Consider the following 17940-nt stretch of genomic DNA (forward strand, 5'->3'; position numbering starts at 1 on the left):
TTTGCGCCCCGGCTAAAATTTCCGTCACCTCAAACCACGAAAGGAACACGCCATGTCCAGCCGTTTTCTGCGTATCACGAGCCGTATCGCCCTTGCCCTCATGCTGGTGGTCACCCTGCCTTTGCAGACCGCCCAGGCCGGCCTGGTGAGCACCGAGCAGATCGCCCGCGGCAGCGCCGAGCGGGAGCGCGTGCTGGGGCTGCTGGAGCGCGCCGATGTGCGCGCCGCGCTGGAAGCCCGCGGCGTGGACGTCGCCGAAGCGAAGCAGCGGGTGGCGGCCCTCACCGACGAGGAAGTGGCCCAGATCGCAGGCAAGCTGGACGAAGTGCCCGCAGGCGGCGATGTGCTGGGCGTGATCGTGTTCATCTTCCTCGTGCTCCTCATCACGGACATCCTGGGCTTCACCAAGGTCTTCCCCTTCACACGCTCCGTGCGCTGATCCTTGCGCGGCATCCTGCGCCTTACCCATTCGGCCCGCCTGTGCGCGGGCCTTTTGCTTCTGGCGGGCCTTACCGGCTGCGCCGGCACGCCGGAACTCGCCCGCCTGCGCGCGGCCCCGCCGGCCCTGCCTGCCCGGGTGGAACTGGAGCAAGTCCCCTTCTTTCCCCAGGAAACCCATCAGTGCGGCCCGGCATCGCTGGCCATGGCGCTCACGGCGGCGGGCCGGCCGGTGACCCCGGACGCGCTCACGCCGCGGGTGTATGTGCCGGAGCGGCAGGGCAGCCTGCAGGTGGAAATGCTGGCCGCCACCCGGCGCGAGGGACTCATGGCCTATCCCCTTGCGCCCTCCCTCGGCGACCTGCTCGCCGAAATCGCCGCGGGCACGCCGGTGATCGTGCTCCAGAACCTGGGACTGTCCGTGCTGCCCCTGTGGCACTACGCGGTGGCGGTGGGTTACGACCTGCACCGGGAGGAAATCGTGCTGCGTTCGGGACTCACCCGGCGCGAGGTGATGCCCCTTGCCACCTTCGAGCACACTTGGGCGCGCAGCGGCTACTGGGCCATGCTGGCCCTTCCGCCTGCGCGGCTGCCGGCCACGGCGCGCGAGGACACCTATGTCCAGGCCGCGCTGGCCCTGGAACAAGTCGGCCAGACGGCCGCGGCGCACGAGGCTTACCGCACCGCCCTGTCACGCTGGCCGGGCAACCGGCTGGCGCGCATGGGCCTGGGCAACACCGCCGCCGCGCTGGGCGACTGGCGGGAAGCGGAAGCGGCGTTCCGTCAGGTCACCCGGGATCATCCCCGGGAGTGGGCGGCCCACAACAACCTGGCCTGGGCCCTGGCGCAACAGAAACGCTGGAAGGAAGCCCTGGAGGCCGCGCAGCACGCCATCCAGCTGGCGGGCGATCAGCCCCAGGCGCGGCAGACCCTGGAAGACATCAGAAAGCGGATGAAAGAGGCGAAAAGCAGGTGACGGACCGCCCCCGACGACGCAGCGTCCGCAGCCCGGGTCCAGGCCCGGAATGCGCAAAGCGCCTCACATGCCGGGAAACAGGCCCTTCATCCCGCGCAGCATCTTGCCCAGGCCGCCCTTGCTCAGGGATTTCATCATTTTCTGCATGTCCTCGAACTGCTTGAGCAGGCGGTTCACATCCTGCACCTGCACGCCGGCTCCCGCGGCGATGCGGCGCTTGCGTGAGGCCTTGAGGATGGCGGGATTGGCCCGTTCCTCGGGGGTCATGGAATTGATGATGCCCTCGATGCGCCGCAGCAGCCGGTCGTCCAGCTGCTGACCCTGGGCCGCCTGGGCCAGGTTGCCCGGCAGCTTCTCCAGCAGCGCGGACAGCCCGCCCATCTTTTGCATCTGCTGCAACTGGGCGCGGAAGTCCTCGAGATCGAACCCCTTGCCGGTCTTGAGCTTTTTGGCGAGCCGGGCCGCCTCGGCCTGATCCACCTGGCGACGCGCCTCCTCGATCAGAGACAGCACGTCCCCCATGCCCAGCACCCGCGAAGCCATGCGTTCCGGGTGGAAGGGTTCCAGGCCGGTGGGCTTTTCCGAGACGCCCACGAATTTGATGGGCTTGCCCGTGACGGCGCGCACGGAGAGCGCCGCACCGCCGCGGGCATCGCCGTCGAGCTTGGTGAGCACCACGCCGGTGAGGGGCAGCGCCTCGTTGAAGGCGCGCGCCACATTGACCGCATCCTGTCCCTGCATGGCATCCACCACGAACAGGGTCTCGATGGGCTTGAGCGCCTCGTGCAGGGCGCGGATCTCGTCCATCATCTCCTGGTCGATGGCGAGCCGGCCCGCGGTATCCACGATCACCACGTCGTAGTAATGCGTGCGGGCATAATCGAGGGCCTGCCGGGCGATGTCCACCGGGCGGGCGCCGGCGGGCGCCTCGTGGAAATCCACCTGCAGCTGCCGCGCGAGCTGGCGCAACTGCTCGATGGCGGCGGGACGATAGACGTCGCAGCTCACCAGCAGGACTTTCTTCTTCTGCTCCTTGAGCAGGCGCGCCAGCTTGGCGCTGGTGGTGGTCTTGCCCGAGCCCTGCAGGCCGGCCATGAGGATCACCGCCGGCGGCGTGGTGGCCAGATTGAGGGCGGCATTGTGCTCGCCCATGAGCCGGGTCAGCTCCTCGTGCACCACCTGGATCAGCGCCTGGCCCGGGGTGAGGGAGCCGATCACCTCGCGGCCCAGCGCCCGCTCCTTCACGTGGGCGATGAAGTCCCGGACCACGGGCAGGGCCACGTCCGCCTCCAGGAGCGCCAGGCGCACCTCGCGCAGAGCGTCGGCGATGTTGTCCTCGGTCAGGCGCGCCTGGCCACGCAGATTCTTGATGAGACCGGACAGCCGGCTGGTGAGGGTATCGAGCATGGGATGGAATCGGCTGGGGATGCGGCGTGCTGGGCTATAATCGGCGCAGCGCAATCATTTTACACCCGATGCCCCTGGCCGTTCTGTCCATCCTCACCGCCCTCCTCTACGGCGGACTCGCCTGGTACTGCCGCCGGCGCGCGGCCCGGGCTCAGGAAGCCGGCGGCCCGGGCCTGCCGCTGCTGCTCATCCCGCCCCTTTTGCTCCACGGCGGGCTGCTCTATACCTCCATCTTCACCGCCCAGGGCACGAACATCGGCGTGGGCAACGCCCTGTCGGCCATCACCTGGGTGACGCTGCTGCTCTATGCCGCCACCAGCGTGCGCTACCACCTGCAGGCGCTGCACCCGGTGGTGCTGCCCGTCGCCGCCGTCGGTGCCCTCATGCCCCTGCTCGTGCGCCAAACCCACGTCCTGCCCTACGGGGCCAACGTGCTGTTCCAGGCCCATTTCGCGGCGGCTTTCCTCGCCTATGCCCTGTTCACCATCGCCGCCCTGCACGGCATGGTCATGGCTTTGGCGGAAAAACGCCTGCATGCGCGCGAGCCCGAGGCGCTGGCCGGCCTGCCACCCCTCATGACCATGGAGCGGCTTCTGTTCCGCATCATCGGCGCCGGCTTCGTGCTGCTCACGCTCACCCTCGCCAGCGGCATGCTGTTTTCCGAGGAGCTGTTCGGCAAGCCCCTGTCCTTTGGCTATTTCACCCAGCACAAGACGGTGTTCGCGCTCATGTCCTGGTTCATCTACGGCGCGCTGCTGCTGGGCCGGCGCATCTATGGCTGGCGCGGGCGCACGGCCCTGATCTGGAGCCTGGCCGGTTTCAGTGCGCTTTTGCTCGCCTACGTGGGCAGCAAGGCAGTGCTGGAAATGCTGCTGCACCGCGGCTGAGGCTTCCTGGCCCCTGCCGCCTCCGGTAAACTTGCCCCCCTTTTTTGCGGCAGTTCCGACCATGTATGCCTTCTATTTCGAGGATGGCCAGTTCCGTGTGGGCACCATTCTCGCCGACAACGGCAGCTCGCTGCAGATCGAGGCCCAGCACGGCCGGCGCGCCAAGGTGAAGGCCGCGGACGTGCTGTTCCAGTTCCAGGAGCCGGGCCTTGCGGGCTTCATGGAAGCGGCGCAAAAGCTCGCCGCCGAGATGGACCGGGATTTCCTGTGGGAGGCCGCGGGCAGCGAGGAATTCGACTACGCAACGCTCGCGCGGGATTACTTCGGCCGCGAGCCCACGCCGGTGGAACGCGCGGCGATCCTGCTTAGCCTGCACGGCGCGCCCATGTATTTCTACCGCAAGGGACGCGGCCGCTATAAACCTGCCCCGCCGGAGGCATTGCGTGCAGCCCTCGCCGCCGAGGAACGCAAGCGTCAGCAGGCGGCGCAGCTCGCGCGCTGGGTGGAGACCCTGAGCCGCTTCGAGCTGCCGGAGGAATTCCGGCCCCAGCTCGAGCGCCTGATCTACGCCCCGGACAAGAACGCCCTGGAAACCAAGGCACTGGAACAGGCCGCAGCGGCCAGCCATCTTTCCGTGCTGCATCTGCTGGAGCGATGCGGGGCCATTCCCTCCAGCCGGGACTACCACCTGAACCGCTTCCTGCGCGAATGGTTTCCGGAGGGACGCGGCTTCCCGCCGCTGCCACCGGTGCCGGTGCCGGCGGATTTGCCGGTAGCCGGTGTGGCCGCCTTCAGCATCGACGACGAAACCACCACGGAGATCGACGACGCCCTGTCGGTGGAGAAGCTGGCGGACGGCAGCGTGCGCGTGGGCATCCACATCGCCTGTCCGGCCCTGGGGGTGACACCGGGCTCGGAACTGGACGCCGTGGCCCGCAGGCGCCTGTCCACGGTTTACATGCCGGGCGACAAGATCACCATGCTGCCGGACGAGGCCGTCGCCGCCTACACGCTGCGCGAGGGCACGGAATGTCCTGCCCTGTCCACCTATTTCACCGTCGCGCCGGACTACCGCATCGCCGGGGTGGACCTGCGCGTGGAGCGGGTGGCCATTGCCGCCAACCTGCGCCACGAGACCCTGGAGCCCCTGTTCAACCTGGGCACCATCGGCCAGGCGGCGGATTACCGCTACCGCGAGGAACTGGAATGGCTTTGGCACTTCGCCGAGCATCTGGAAGAGCAGCGCGGCGCCAGGGACAAGGGACGCAGCCTGGTGCCGGAATACACCTTCCGCGTGGAAGGAGAGACGGTGCGCATCCTGCACCGGGAGCGGGGCACGCCCATCGACAAGGTGGTGGCGGAGATGATGATCCTGGTCAACAGCCACGCCGGGCGTCTGGCTGCGGAGGCGGGTTTTGCCGCCCTCTACCGGGCCCAGACCAATGGCAAGACACGCACGACCACCGAACCTCTGCCCCACCAGGGGCTTGGGGTGTCCCATTACACCTGGGTGAGTTCGCCCCTGCGCCGCTACGTGGATCTCGTCAACCAGCGCCAGCTGCTCGCCCACGTGCGGGGCGAGGCGCCCCCCTACCAGGCCCGGGACGAGGCCCTGCAATCGGCCCTGCGCGACTTCGAGACGGCCTACGAGGCCTACAACGAATTCCAGCGCAACATGGAACGCTACTGGACGCTGCGCTACCTGCTGCAGGAAGACATGCGCGAGGCCACCGCCACCGTGCTGCGGGAAAACCTGGTGCGCTTCGAGACCCTGCCCCTGGTGACCCGGGTCGCCGCCCTGCCGGAACTCGCGCCCGGCACGCGGATCAGGGTGGGCATCCGCAGCGTCGATCTGCTCACGCTGGAGGTGACCTGTCCCTTCCTGGAAGTGTTGCCTGCCGCATAGCGGGCAGCAGGGCAGGCGACGCGTTACAATGCAGGCGTTCCATCCTGCCGGCAACGCCCGCGTCCCAGTCGAGTGTTCGTGAATTCCAGCGCCCCGCCCAGCATCTCCCGCCCCCTGCTGACGGCACCGCCACCCATCGCCGTGGCCATGGCGGCCTCGGTGCTGTTGCACGGCCTGCTGCTCAGCATCCACTTCGTGCCGCCGCCACCCAAGCCGCAACAGGCGCGCCACGCCCTGCAGGTGGTGCTGGTCAATGCCAAGTCGGCCCATCGGCCCAGCAAGGCCGACGCCCTGGCCCAGGCCCATCTCGATGGCGGCGGCAACACGGATCAAAAGCTGCGTGCCTCCTCCCCCCTGCCGGCCCTGGGTGAACACGACCCCCAGCCGGAACTCAAGCAACGGGAAGAGCGGGTGCGGGAACTGGAACAGGAAGCCGCCCGGCTGCTCGCCCAGGTGCGCGCCACCACGCCGCGGCCCGCGCCTGCCCCCAGCCCCGCCCCGCCGGCCCAGGCCGCGCCGGCGCCAGGCACCGACCTCATCACCCAGAGCCTGCAGCTCGCGCGCCTGCAGGCCCAGATAGAGAAGGACTACCAGCAGTACCAGGAACGGCCCAAACGCCGCTTCGTGGGCGCGCGCACCGAGGAATACCGGTTCGCCCAATACGTGGAGGACTGGCGCCTGAAGGTGGAGCGGGTGGGCAACCTCAACTACCCGGAAGAGGCCCGGCGCAAAAAGATCTACGGCAGCCTGCTGCTCACCGTGCACATCCGCAGCGACGGCAGCGTGGAGAAAATCGACATCGACCGCTCCTCGGGCTCGTCCATCCTGGACGAGGCGGCAGTGCGCATCGTCCGGCTCGCGGCACCCTTCGCCCCGTTCCCCGAGAACGTGCGGCGGGACACGGACATTCTCGCCATCACCCGCACCTGGACCTTCACCCGCGAGGATCAGCTGACGAGTCAGTGAGGCGGAAGCGGATGGGAATCTCCACCCGCGCCGCCACCGGCTCCTCCCCCCTTCGTGCCGGCAGGAAGCGCCAGCGCTTCACGGCGGCGAGCGCCGCCTCGTCCAGCAGCGCATGACCACTGCTGCGCGCGATTTCCAGCTCGCCGCAGCGGCCGTCCGGCAGGATCTCCGCCCGCAGCAACACCTCGCCCTCCAGGCCCAGGCGCCGCGCGGCCAGGGGATAGGCCGGGGCGGGGTTGGCGAGATAGGCCGCGCGCCACGCCGGGGGTGTCACGGGCTCGGGGCGGCTGACGGGCGCCTCCGGGGAAACGGACACGCCGGGGCTTAATGGCGCCACCGGCGGGTCCTCCCTGGAAGAGGTGGCGGGCGCTTCGGCGCTGGCCGCCGCCCCGGGTGGCGTGGGCTGGATGTCGGTTTGGGGCATGGCGGGGCGCAGCACCGACCTTGGCCGGGAAGGAGGCGCCACGGTAGAGGTCCGGGGAGAGGCGGGTTCCACCGGGGAGAGCGCCACGGGCACCGGAGCCGGCGCCTGCACCAGGCGCACCTGCAGCGGGACGTGCAAGCCCCGCGGCAGGGTACGGGCCGGCGCGGGCCACAGGGCGAGCAGGCTCACATGCAGGCAGAAGGAGAGCAGCGCCGCCCAGGCCAGGCGCCCGCGCTGAGCGCGCTGGCAGGGCGGCGCGGCCTGCCAAATCAGGGCATGTCCCTCGACGCCTGCAACGTCGGGGCGATGCCCTTCCTGTGACGGCCTGCCTTCCCGCTGCCGAACCATGGCTGAAAAGCCGCGCGCAGGGCCCCCGGCATGCCGTCTCGAAACAGGGGCACCAGGGGACGGCACGGGGGCAACCGCCTACCAGGTGAGGGTTTTGGTATTGTCCCGGAACAGGGCGCTGCCCGTGAGATCGGGATTGCCCACCTTCAGTCCCGGAAGGATGTCTGCCTCCTTCACACCATAGTGCTTCATGCACATGGGACATATCAGGACCGTGGCCCCTTTGTCCATGAGTTCGCCCAGCATTTTTTGCGGCTCGGCATAGCGCGCGGCGTGACTCCTGGAACCCACCTGCACGCCCTTGTCATTGAGGAAGACCGTGAGGGGGTGACCGCGTTCCAGCTGATTCTTGCCGAAGGTGAGCGCCATCGTGGCGCGATGGCCATCGTCGCTGGTCAGGTTGATGAAGAGGGGATCCGTCTGACCGGCCGAAGCCGAAACCAGCGCGTTTCCGGCGAGAAGCGCCAGGGTCAGCAGGAGTTGGGTAAAGCATTTCATGGGAGACCTCCTTCAAGTGAGGGGGAACGGCAAACCGCGTTCGAAACCGGACCGGCGGTGTCATGATAGAAAACGCCCCACTGGAACGAATGCGACACGTTGTCGCACCCCCGACACAAAAAGGACGCCGATATCCAATTGAATTTTCGCGATATTTCTGTATAATCAGCAAGTTCTAATGTTCTGAATCACTGAGAAAGGCACCCCATGCATCTCGGCACCACCCTCACCCAGTTTCTCATCGAGGAACAGCGCCGCGTCGCCGGCGCCACCGGCGACTTCACCGGCCTTTTGAACGACATCGTCACCGCCATCAAGATGATCTCCAACGGCGTCAATCATGGCGGCCTGCTGGGCGTGCTGGGGGCGGCGGGTTCGGAGAACGTCCAGGGCGAAGAGCAGAAGAAGATGGACGTGATCTCCAACGAAATCTTCCTCAAGCGCAACGAGTGGGCCGGCCACCTCGCCGCCATGGCGTCCGAGGAGATGGACGAGCCCTACCAGATCCCCCCGGGCAATCCCCGGGGCAAGTATCTGCTCCTGTTCGATCCCCTGGACGGCTCCTCCAACATGGACGTGAACGTGTCCGTGGGCTCCATCTTCTCCATCCTGCGCTGTCCCGGGGACAGGAACGTGGACGGCCCCACGCCGGTGGAAGCCTTCCTCCAGCCCGGCGTGAAACAGGTGTGCGCGGGCTATGCCATCTATGGCCCCTCCACCATGCTGGTGCTCACCACCGGCCACGGCGTGAACGGCTTCACCCTCGACCCGAACGTGGGCGAGTTCGTGCTGACCCACGAGAACATGACCATCCCCGCCGACACCAAGGAGTTCGCCATCAACATGTCGAACTACCGCTTCTGGGAAGCGCCCGTCCGCCGCTACGTGGACGAGTGCATCCAGGGCAAGGAAGGCCCGCGGGGCAAGGACTTCAACATGCGCTGGGTGGCCTCCATGGTGGCGGAAGTACACCGCATCCTCACCCGCGGCGGCGTGTTCATGTATCCCATCGACAGCAAGATCCGGGACAAGGGCGGCAAGCTGCGCCTGATGTATGAGGCCAATCCCATGAGCTTCATCGTGGAGCAGGCAGGCGGCGCCTCCAGCACCGGGCGCGAACGCATCATGGAAATCCAGCCCACCCACATCCACCAGCGCGTGCCCGTGATCCTGGGCTCGAAGAACGAGGTGGAGCGCATCGTTTCCTACCACCGGGAGGCTGGGGAAAAAGCGGCCTGACTTTTGGGGCCACCCCCGGCGGCAGGGGAGCAGGCCCGGCCGGTTTCGCCCCAGGCCAGGCCCGGAATCCGGGCTGGCCTACCGGAGGGCTTTCAGGCGGCGCGCTGCACCCGGTTGCGCCCGGCCCGCTTGGCATCGTAGAGGGCGGAATCCGCAGCGGCGAGCAGGGCGTCAGCGTCCGCCCCGGGCGGGGCGAGACTGGTGGCAACCCCCACCGAAACGGTGACGCTGAAGCTGCCCGCGGGATGGTCGAAGGTGATGGCGGCGAAGCGTTCCCGGATGTCCTCCATGAGCAGCACGGCGTCCCCGGCACTGCAGCCGGGCAGGAGGACGACAAACTCCTCTCCACCGTAGCGTCCCACCAGATCGCTGCGCCGCAGCCGCTGGCGCAGCAGGGTCGCCAGCGCCGTGATCACCAAATCGCCGCTGGCATGGCCGTAGCGGTCGTTGACCGATTTGAAATGATCCAGGTCGAGCATGGCCACGGCCAGCGAGGTCTGGCTGCGCCGCGCCTTGGCCAGCTCCGCCGCCAGCGCATCCTTGATGGCACCGTGGCGCAGCAGGCCCGTGAGGCTGTCGCGGCTGATGAGGGCGGCAATCTCCCGCGCCCGTTCCACCCGCGACCGGACGACGGCGACCAGCCGCCGGTCTGGGATGGGTTTGGTGAGGAAGTCGTCGCCCCCTCGCGCCAGGGCGGCCACCTGGGCATCCAGATCCGTATCGGCGGAGAGATACACGATGGGCAATCCCGCCCAGCGCTCGTGCTGGCGGATCACGCCTGCCAGCTCCGGCCCGCTGAACTGGGGCATGTACACATCCAGCAGGAGAATCTCCGGATCCACCGCGGCCAGGGCGTCCAGCACCCGATGAGTGTCCGTGAGCACCGTCACTTCCATGCCTGCCGCCTCCAGCACCAGCCGGTAATGGGCGGCCAGGGGAAGGTCGTCGTCCACGATCATCACCCGGGGCGGCGGAGCCGCCCGCCGCGCCAGGATGTCGGTGATGCGGGCAGCCAGACGGGGCACGTCCACGGGTTTCAGGACGTAGCCCTCCGCCCCCAGGCGCAGGGCCCGCACGCGTGAGGCCAGATCGCCGGCCGAAGAAACGAAAAGCACGGGGCAGCCGACACGCAGCAGGGGATGCTCCGGTGACAGCACCTGCGTGCTGTCACCCTGGCCGGGGAAGAGCACGTCGAGCAGGAGCAGATCCGGCCGTTCCCGCGCCACCGCGTCCGCCGCTGCCTCCAGGCTCGGAAAATGGCGCACGCTGTTGCCGAAGGAAGCGAGACGCTCGCCGAGGGTGGCGGCGAACTGGGCATCGTCGTCCACCAGCCAGACCGAGGGCATGCGGCTGCCCACGCCAGCCGCAGGGCCGCCGGCATCGGCCGTTTCCACCATGGTGACGCCGGCGGGCGCGGTCACCGCCCGTTCGAGAGCAGCCAGGCGCTCAGCGAGCAGGCGGACATCGGCCGGGCTGCGGTCGGACAGGGGCTGGGCGAGCCAGGCCCGGACCAGACTTTCCGCCTCGCGCGCCGCTTCGCTCAGGGCCGGCAGGCCGAAGCTGCCGCCGCTGCCCGCCAGCTTGTGCAATTCCTGCTGCAGCGTCGTGAGCATGGTGCGGGCCGACTCATCCGGCACGAAGGTCCGGGCCAGTGCCGTGAGCTCGGCGAGCACCCGGGGCAACTGCGCCCGCCATGCGCCGTGCAGCCGGGCAAGTTCCTGATGCAGGGTAACCGAATCACGCATGGCGGCCCTCCCACAGCTGCCGGACCTGGTCGGCCAGGCTCATGGGGTCGAAGGGCTTGGCAATCACCCCCAACGCACCCAGAGCCTCGAGCTCACGAACTTCGCCCGGCTGCACCTTGGCGGTCATGAAGGCCACCGGTACCGCAGCCAGGGAAGGCTGAGCACGCAGCGCCCGCAGCGTGGCGGGACCGTCCATGCCCGGCATCATCACGTCGAGCAGGATCATGTCCGGCGCGAAGGCGGCGGCCTCGCGAACCGCTTCCTCCCCGGAGGCACAGAGCTTAACCGTGAACCCACCCACTGCTTCCAGCGCAAGCTTCGCCACGGCCTGAATGTCCGGGTCGTCTTCCACGTAGAGAATTCTCTCAGGTTTGCCCATCTGCCTTTTCCTGTCCCTCCACCGGCAAGGCAGCCGCGAGCGGCAGCTCGAACCAGAAACAGGCGCCACCGCCCGTGGCCGGCTCATGGCCGATTCGTCCCCCCATATGCTCCACCAGCTCCTTGCTGATGGCCAGCCCCAGGCCGGTGCCTCCCAGCCGGCGGCTGTCCGAGGCATCCGCCTGGGCAAAGCGCTGGAACAGGCGGGGACGGAACGCCTCCGGCACCCCCGGCCCCTGGTCGCACACCGACACACGCACCGTCCTGCCCTCCGTGACCGCGCGCACCGTCACCCGGCCACCCTGGGGAGAGAACTTGATGGCGTTGGCCAGCAGATTGGCCAGCACCTGGCCGAGCCGGTCCGCGTCCACCTCCACCAGGACGTCCTCCGCGCTGCCCTCGAGTGTCAGCCCGACCTCCCGGCTTTGGGCATAACCGCGCATGGCGTCCACGCCCTGGACCAGAAGCGGGCCGAGAGGCTGGCGGCGCAGGTGAAGACGCAGCCGGCCGGCGGCAATGGATTCCATGGTGAGCAGGTCATTGATGAGCTTGGTGAGGCGCTCGCCGTTCCGGCGCGCCAGCTCCAGCATCTCCCGTGCCGTGTCCGGCAGGCTGCCGGCCACCCCGGCCGCCAGCAGCCCCAGGGATCCCAGCAGGGCCGTGAGGGGCGTGCGCAATTCGTGGCTCACGGTGGCGAGAAACTCGTTCTTCATGCGCTCCACCCGTTTGGCTTCGGTGAGGTCCCGGGCGGTGCCCACGAAGATGCGCTGGGCGCCGCGGCGGATTTCCACGACCGACAGCTCCATGGGAAACAGGCTGCCGTCCCGCCGCTGGCCCTGGACTTCCCGGCCGATGCCAATGATACGTGGCTCGCCGTGTTCCAGGTAACGGCGTATGTAGCCATCGTGCGCCTCCCGGTGGGGGCTGGGCATGAGCAGACTGACATTGCGCCCGATGATTTCCGGGGCCGGCCAGCCGAACATCTTTTCCGCTGCGGGATTGAAAGAGAGCACGGTGCCGGCCTCGTCGATGGTGATCACCGCCTCCAGGATACTGTCCACGATGGCGCGCGTCTCCCGCGCCTGCTCCAGCAGCCGCGTCTGGATGGCGCGCCATTCACTCACGTCCTCGACGATGGACCAGATGAGTTCGCGCCCGTCCGCATCCACGATGCGCACGCCGGACAGGCGCACGGGATAGCGGCTGCCATCCTTGCGCCGGTATTCCTTCTCGTAGGGACCATAGCGGCCGCTGGTACGCAGCTGCTCGAGCTGGGCTGCTTCCTGGGCTGCGTACTCGGGGGGCGTGAGATCCCAGTAACTCAGGGCGAAAAACGCGTCCCGGCTGTATCCCGTGGGACGGATGAGGGCGTCGTTGGCCTCCAGGAAGCGGCCGGTGGCCATGTCATTGAGCGCGATGCCCACCGGCGAAAGTTCGAACAGCGCGTTGAGGCGGCTGCGCTGCAGTTCCAGCGCAGCTGCCTGCTGGGTGGCGACCACGAGCTGCCCGATGGTGACGGTCAGGGGTGCCAGCCACTCCACCAGCGCCTGGCTGTAGCCACCGGGGCGGTTGGCCAGACCCACCAGGGCCACGAATCGTTCACCGTGGTACACGGGCAGGCCGAGGAAGGCGGTGAGGGGCGGATGCCCGGGCGGCAGCCCGCCCCGGCGCGGGTCATGGGCCGGGTCGTTGCTGATCACCGGCGCGCCGGTCCTGAGGGCAGCCCCGAACAGGGTGTTGAGGTTGCGAAACTCCAGGCCCGCGGGCGCGTGGGCCTCGTAAAAGGCGCGGGTGGCGTCATCCCAGGCGATGTTGGTGAGGGCAAAGGTCTTCAGCCAGGGCGTGCCGTCGGCGTCGCGCCGCACTTCGCCGATGAAGCCATATTCGCTGTCCGTGAGGTCGAGCAGCGCCTGCAACAGGGTGTCGAACGTCTGATGCCGGTCGGCGCTGGCGATGAAGCGCGCCTGCACCCGGGTGATGGCATCCGTCAGCCGCTGGTTGTGCGCGGCGCGCACGGCGCTGGCTTCGGCGTCGCCCTTGAGACGGATATTCTCCGCCAGCATGAGATGGATGCGCCCCAGGGTGGCATACATGAACACGACGAAAGCCGCCACCATGAGCGCCATGACTTCCTGTATCTCGCCACCGGCGGCCAGCAGCCGCAGCACGAGGGGCAGCAGGGCAGCGAGCAGGAAGCCCCCGGCGGCGGGCCGGTCCACCGCCAGCGCGGCCACCGCCGCTGCGCTGACCCCCGCGAGCACGAAGGCGAGGAAAACCTGGCGGGTGAGATCCGGCGGGAACAGGAGGAGGCTCACCACACCCCACAGGAGGCCGGTGGCGATCGCGCCCCAACGCAGGGCGCGCAGCCGCCGCGCCGGGGCCCACGCCGCCCCCCGCCAGGTGAGCAGGGCCCGCGCCGCCAGCACGAGCGCCATGAGCGCGAGCCAGATACCGGAGGCCGGCCATTCGCCCAGCACCGAGACGGTGAGCAGGGCGAGCAGCACGTTGCCGGCGATGCCCAGGGGCACGCCGGCGGCCAGCAGCCGTGCCTGTTCCTCGCGCAGAGTCACGTTGGCACGGGATCCGCGAAACGCGCCCGGATGTCGAGTATGGCCGGCAGCTCGGCGAGAAAGAGGTCCGCAAGGCGGGGGTCGAAATGGCGCCCCCGCTGCTCACGGATGTAGGCCGTGGCCGCCTCGATGGTCCAGGGCTTCTTGTAGGGACGGGCGGAGGTGAGGGCGTCGAACACGTCCGCCAGGGCAACGATGCGTCCCGCCTCCGGGATGTCCTCGCCCGCGAGTCCCCGGGGATAGCCGCTGCCATCCCATTTCTCGTGGTGGCACAGGGCGATGTCCCGGGCGAGGGTCAGCAGGTCCGAATCGTCGCCTTCCAGGAGTCTCGCGCCCACGGTGGTGTGGGTCTTCATGATCTCCCACTCGTGGGGCTCGAAGCGGCCGGGCTTGAGCAGGATGGCATCGGGGATGCCGATCTTGCCAATGTCATGCATGGGGCTGGCATGGAGCATGAGCTCGCAGCGCGCTTCATCCCAGCCTGCGCACCGGGCGAGATGGGCCGAGATGTGGCTCATGCGCAGGATGTGATTGCCGGTCTCCTCGTCCCGGTATTCCGCCGCGCGCCCGAGGCGCTGCACGATCTGCAGCCGGGTGTGGCGCACTTCTTCGGTGCGGGCGCGCACCATTTCCTCCAGGACGCTCTTCTGGTCGTGCAGCATGCGGTGGGCCAGCTGGGCATCCAGCAGATTGCGCACACGCATGGTGAGCTCGTTGATGTCGAAGGGCTTGGTGACGTAGTCGCGCGCGCCTGAGGCGAGCGCGCGCAGGAGAAAATCTTTGCCGTGCTGGGCGGTGAGGATGACGACAGGCGGCAGCAGCGGATCATCGAGCGCCTTGAGCTGCGCCAGCACCGCGAAACCGTCCAGATGGGGCATGTTGAGGTCGAGCAGAATCAGGTCCGGCCGCCGGGCGCGGTAGCGGTCCAGCACCTGACGCGAATCGGAGACCAGCTCCAGGCTGCGATAGCCCTGTTGGCCGAGGACACGCTCCAGCAGCTTCAGATTGACCGGCTCGTCGTCCACGATGAGGAGATGGGGTTCGGGCGCACTCATGGAGCACCTTTGTCGAGCAGGCGGTCGATGGCGGCGAGAAAGCGCGGCACATCGATGGGTTTGGTGAGGTAATCGGCGAAGCCGGCCTGCCGGCCCCGCTCCACATCCCGGGGCATGGCGTTGGCGGTGAGGGCCATGACGGGAATGTCCCGGGTGAGGGGATCGCCCTTCAGCACGGACAGCACCTCGTAGCCGTTCATGCCCGGCATGGTGATGTCCAGGATGATCAAATCCGGCCGGCGCACGCGCGCGGTCTCGATGCCCAGCTCGGGCGTGTGGGCGGTGAGCAGGTGGAGGTGGGGATGGCGCGCCAGGATCTGGCTCACCAGGCGGATGTTGGAGGGATTGTCCTCCACGTAAAGCACGGTGTGTGCCCGGCCGCCGGTTGGGGTCACGGTTTCGCCCCTGTCGCTGTCGCCGGTGGTGACGGCCGCCTCCGATTCACGGCGCAAGTCGATCCAGAATACGCTGCCTTCGCCCACTTGGCTTGCCACGCCCACGCGGCCGCCCATCACCTCCACCAGGCGGCGGGTGATGGCAAGACCGATGCCGGTGCCTTCCACCTCGGTGGCTTCGGCACCCAGGCGGTTGAAGGGCTCGAACAGCTCCCCGAGTTTCTCCGGCGCAATGCCCGGGCCTGTGTCCGCCACGGCAAGACGCACCCAATCCGTCTCCGGTTCCTCGATGCGCACCGCGACCTGCCCGCCCGGCCGGTTGTATTTCACGGCGTTGGACAGGAGATTGAGCAACGCCTGCTTGAGCCGGGTGCGGTCGGCGCGCACCACCCGGGTACCGGCCTCCTGGCAGGCCACGGCAATGTCCCGCGCTGCCGCGAGGGGAGTGATGAAGCGGATCGCCTCGTCCAGCACCTCGGCCACGCCCACGGCCTCGATGGACAGGTCGATCCGTCCGGCCTCGATCCGGGACAGGTCCAGCACCTCGTTGATGAGTTCCAGGAGATGGTGACCGGCCTTGAGGATTTCGTCCACCATCTCCTTTTGTTCCGGCGTGGTGCTGGGGTCGTAGGCCAAAAGTTGCGCGAAACCCAGCACCGCGTTCATGGGTGTGCGCAGCTCATGGCTCATGCTGGAGAGGAATTCCGACTTGGCGCGGCTCGCCTGCTCGGCTTCCTCCCGGGCGGCGACCAGGGCGAGTTCCGCCTGCTTCCGATCGTGAATGTCCTGCACCACCCCCAGCATCTGCAGCGGGGTGCCATCCTCGGCGCGCAGCACCGCCCCCCGCTCCAGCAGCCAGCGCACGGTTCCGTCCGGCCAGACCACCCGGTGCTCGATCTCATAGGGCTCGTCCCGTTCCACGGCGGCGTTCACCGCGTCGATCACGCGCTGCCTGTCCTCCGGATGCACCGCCGCGAGGAAGTTTTCATAGGTCGTCTCCAGCTCGCCTTCCGGATACCCAAACAGGGGCGCGATGCGTTCGGTCCAGAAGAGTTCACCGGTCTGGATGTTCCAGTCCCAGGTGCCGATGTTGGCGTAAACCTGGCCGCGGCGCAGGCGCTCCTTGTGGGCTTCCAGATCCCGTTCCGTTTCCTTGAGCCGGGTGATGTCGGTGCGAATGGAAACGTACTGGTAGGGTTTGCCCGTCTCATCCAGGAAGGGCACGATGGTGGAAAGCACCCAGTAAAAAGACCCGTCCTTGCGCCGGTTGCATATCTCGCCCTGCCACACCCGGCCCGACGAGATGGTGGCCCAGAGGTCGCGGTAGAACGCCGGCTCGTGCCACCCGGATTTCACGATGCGATGGTTCTGCCCCAGCAGCTCGCCCCGGGAATAGCCGCTCACCTCGCAGAAGCGGTCGTTGACATACACGATGATTCCCCGCCGGTCGGCGACACTGACGATGGCATGCTGGTTCAGCGCCAGATGCTCCCGCTCGCGTTCGTAGAGGCTCGCCTCGAGGCGTTTCTGGATCGCCCGGATCTGGCGCACCCGGCGTGCCCGCGCCGTGACCGCCGCCACCAGATGCTCCGGGTCCACCGGCTTGACCAGAAAGTCGTCGCCACCCCGGAACAGCGCCGACACTTGCTGGGCCGGGTCGGTCTCGGCCGACAGGAACAGGATGGGCAGGGTGAGATCGTCGTCCCGCTCCCGCAGCACCGCCGCCAGCTCGGGGCCGGAGGCACCGGGCATATACACGTCCAGCACCAGCACGTCCGGCTGGAACCGCTCGAGCACCTCGAACAGCCGCAGGGGCTCCGCCAGGGCCTCCACCTCCAGGCCGGCCTCCCGCAGGATGGTGGCCTGGTATTCCAGCAGCAGGGGATCGTCGTCCACCAGGAGCACCCGGTAGGGCTGCTGGGGGGCCACGCCGGTGACCGCGCGCAGCACGTCCGCAACCCGCCCGGGGGTGACCGGCTTGGTGAGGTAGCGGCAGGCGCCCGCCCTCAGCGCCGAAAGGTGCGCTTCCAGGTCGGTGCGTGCGGAAAGCACCACGGTGGGTACCAGGGCCCCCGAAGCCTTGAGCGTCTCCAGGAGGCGAACGCCCCCCAGGGCGTCACCTGCCAGCGTCAGGTCCATCACGAGGGCATCCGGGCGGGGCTGTCCGGGGTCGCGCCAGGCCGCAAGCAGCGACTCGCTGTCGGCGAAGCTGCGCACCTGCAGCCCTTCAGCCGCCAGCCGTGTCTCACAGGCGGCGCGGTGGCTGGCGTCGTCCGCCAGCAGCCAGATCAGTAGCCTGCCCGCCGCCCGCTCCGGCTGGGCAGGAACGGGCAGCCCCTCGGGGGTCTGCCCGGCCCGGGCGGCCAGCTCGGCGAGCTGCGCGAAGGCTGCCAGCAGCTGGCGGTGGAGGGCTTCGGCGGGCGCGTCGGCCCATTCCCCCAGGGCAAGTTCCAGGAGCCGGGCCTGCTCGGACAGGGCCGCAAAACCAAAGGTGCCCGCCGCGCCCTTCAGCTGGTGGACCAGCTGCCGCAGGCTTTCCGCCGTGGCGCGGGCGTCCGCGGCATCCAGATGGTCGAGCCGGACGCCCATTTCCTGCAGTCGGCCGGGAAGCTGTTCCAGGAAACGGGCGCGCAGGGCCGCAAGGGCCTCGGGGAAGGAGGTTGTGTGAGGCATGGCAGAGGGAGCGGTTTTTGTGGTTTATCGGCCGC

The 17940-nt window shown here is 68.4% G+C and carries 14 protein-coding genes and 1 pseudogene; 6 read left to right on the forward strand and 9 right to left on the reverse strand.

The window, feature by feature from the left end; genetic code table 11:
• Positions 1 to 52: 52 nt before the first annotated feature.
• The gene (locus tag ACZ42P_RS07205; protein ID WP_464896881.1) at positions 53 to 439 is read left to right on the forward strand and encodes a PA2779 family protein; all 387 of its coding nucleotides are present in this window, start codon (positions 53 to 55) and stop codon (positions 437 to 439) included.
• A 3-nt stretch (positions 440 to 442) separates the two neighbouring features.
• Positions 443 to 1414, forward strand: a complete 972-nt coding sequence (locus ACZ42P_RS07210) for a PA2778 family cysteine peptidase (RefSeq protein ID WP_464896882.1) — start codon at positions 443 to 445, stop codon at positions 1412 to 1414.
• 63 nt (positions 1415 to 1477) lie between these two features.
• On the opposite strand, the gene ffh is transcribed toward ACZ42P_RS07210, so the two are convergent.
• Positions 1478 to 2821, reverse strand: coding sequence for a signal recognition particle protein (gene ffh / locus ACZ42P_RS07215; protein WP_464896883.1), 1344 nt, complete (start codon positions 2819 to 2821; stop codon positions 1478 to 1480).
• A gap of 68 nt (positions 2822 to 2889) precedes the next feature.
• Here ffh and ACZ42P_RS07220 point away from each other — a divergent pair, with 68 nt between their 5' ends.
• The 3 genes from ACZ42P_RS07220 (at position 2890) to ACZ42P_RS07230 (ending at position 6580) form a co-directional block, all read left to right on the forward strand.
• Complete coding sequence (locus ACZ42P_RS07220) at positions 2890 to 3708, forward strand: cytochrome C assembly family protein (protein ID WP_464896884.1); 819 nt, start codon at positions 2890 to 2892, stop codon at positions 3706 to 3708.
• Between the two features lie 61 nt (positions 3709 to 3769).
• On the forward strand, positions 3770 to 5614 hold the full coding sequence (locus tag ACZ42P_RS07225) for an RNB domain-containing ribonuclease (protein ID WP_464896885.1): 1845 nt from the start codon (positions 3770 to 3772) through the stop codon (positions 5612 to 5614).
• Between the two features lie 78 nt (positions 5615 to 5692).
• Positions 5693 to 6580 carry an energy transducer TonB gene (locus tag ACZ42P_RS07230; protein WP_464896886.1) on the forward strand — a complete coding sequence of 296 codons (888 nt, stop codon included), beginning with the start codon at positions 5693 to 5695 and terminating at the stop codon, positions 6578 to 6580.
• Here ACZ42P_RS07230 and ACZ42P_RS07235 read toward each other — a convergent pair.
• Together ACZ42P_RS07235 and ACZ42P_RS07240 are read right to left on the reverse strand one after the other, a co-directional pair.
• Complete coding sequence (locus ACZ42P_RS07235) at positions 6549 to 7352, reverse strand: energy transducer TonB (RefSeq protein WP_464896887.1); 804 nt, start codon at positions 7350 to 7352, stop codon at positions 6549 to 6551. The genes ACZ42P_RS07230 and ACZ42P_RS07235 overlap by 32 nt on opposite strands.
• Before the next feature lie 78 nt (positions 7353 to 7430).
• Positions 7431 to 7850: a DsrE family protein gene (locus tag ACZ42P_RS07240; RefSeq protein ID WP_464896888.1), complete on the reverse strand. Its 420-nt coding sequence runs from the start codon at positions 7848 to 7850 to the stop codon at positions 7431 to 7433.
• Positions 7851 to 8057: 207 nt separating this feature from the next.
• Here ACZ42P_RS07240 and ACZ42P_RS07245 point away from each other — a divergent pair, with 207 nt between their 5' ends.
• Positions 8058 to 9089, forward strand: coding sequence for a class 1 fructose-bisphosphatase (locus tag ACZ42P_RS07245; protein ID WP_464896889.1), 1032 nt, complete (start codon positions 8058 to 8060; stop codon positions 9087 to 9089).
• A 92-nt stretch (positions 9090 to 9181) separates the two neighbouring features.
• Here ACZ42P_RS07245 and ACZ42P_RS07250 read toward each other — a convergent pair whose 3' ends face one another.
• The 6 genes and pseudogenes from ACZ42P_RS07250 to ACZ42P_RS07275 all read right to left on the reverse strand — a co-directional run bounded on the left by ACZ42P_RS07250 (position 9182) and on the right by ACZ42P_RS07275 (position 17905).
• Positions 9182 to 10834, reverse strand: coding sequence for a diguanylate cyclase (locus ACZ42P_RS07250; RefSeq protein WP_464896890.1), 1653 nt, complete (start codon positions 10832 to 10834; stop codon positions 9182 to 9184).
• Positions 10827 to 11213 carry a response regulator gene (locus tag ACZ42P_RS07255; protein ID WP_464896891.1) on the reverse strand — a complete coding sequence of 129 codons (387 nt, stop codon included), beginning with the start codon at positions 11211 to 11213 and terminating at the stop codon, positions 10827 to 10829. The genes ACZ42P_RS07250 and ACZ42P_RS07255 overlap by 8 nt, the downstream gene beginning before the upstream one ends.
• Positions 11200 to 12336 carry a sensor histidine kinase gene (locus ACZ42P_RS07260; RefSeq protein WP_464899380.1) on the reverse strand — a complete coding sequence of 379 codons (1137 nt, stop codon included), beginning with the start codon at positions 12334 to 12336 and terminating at the stop codon, positions 11200 to 11202. The genes ACZ42P_RS07255 and ACZ42P_RS07260 overlap by 14 nt, the downstream gene beginning before the upstream one ends.
• A gap of 33 nt (positions 12337 to 12369) precedes the next feature.
• Positions 12370 to 13647: pseudogene (locus ACZ42P_RS07265) on the reverse strand (GAF domain-containing protein); the annotation flags it as partial.
• A gap of 131 nt (positions 13648 to 13778) precedes the next feature.
• Complete coding sequence (locus tag ACZ42P_RS07270) at positions 13779 to 14837, reverse strand: HD-GYP domain-containing protein (protein ID WP_464896892.1); 1059 nt, start codon at positions 14835 to 14837, stop codon at positions 13779 to 13781.
• Complete coding sequence (locus ACZ42P_RS07275) at positions 14834 to 17905, reverse strand: response regulator (protein WP_464896893.1); 3072 nt, start codon at positions 17903 to 17905, stop codon at positions 14834 to 14836. Before ACZ42P_RS07275 ends, ACZ42P_RS07270 begins: the two co-directional genes overlap by 4 nt.
• Positions 17906 to 17940 lie beyond the last annotated feature (35 nt).

The organism is Thiobacter subterraneus (assembly GCF_055379455.1).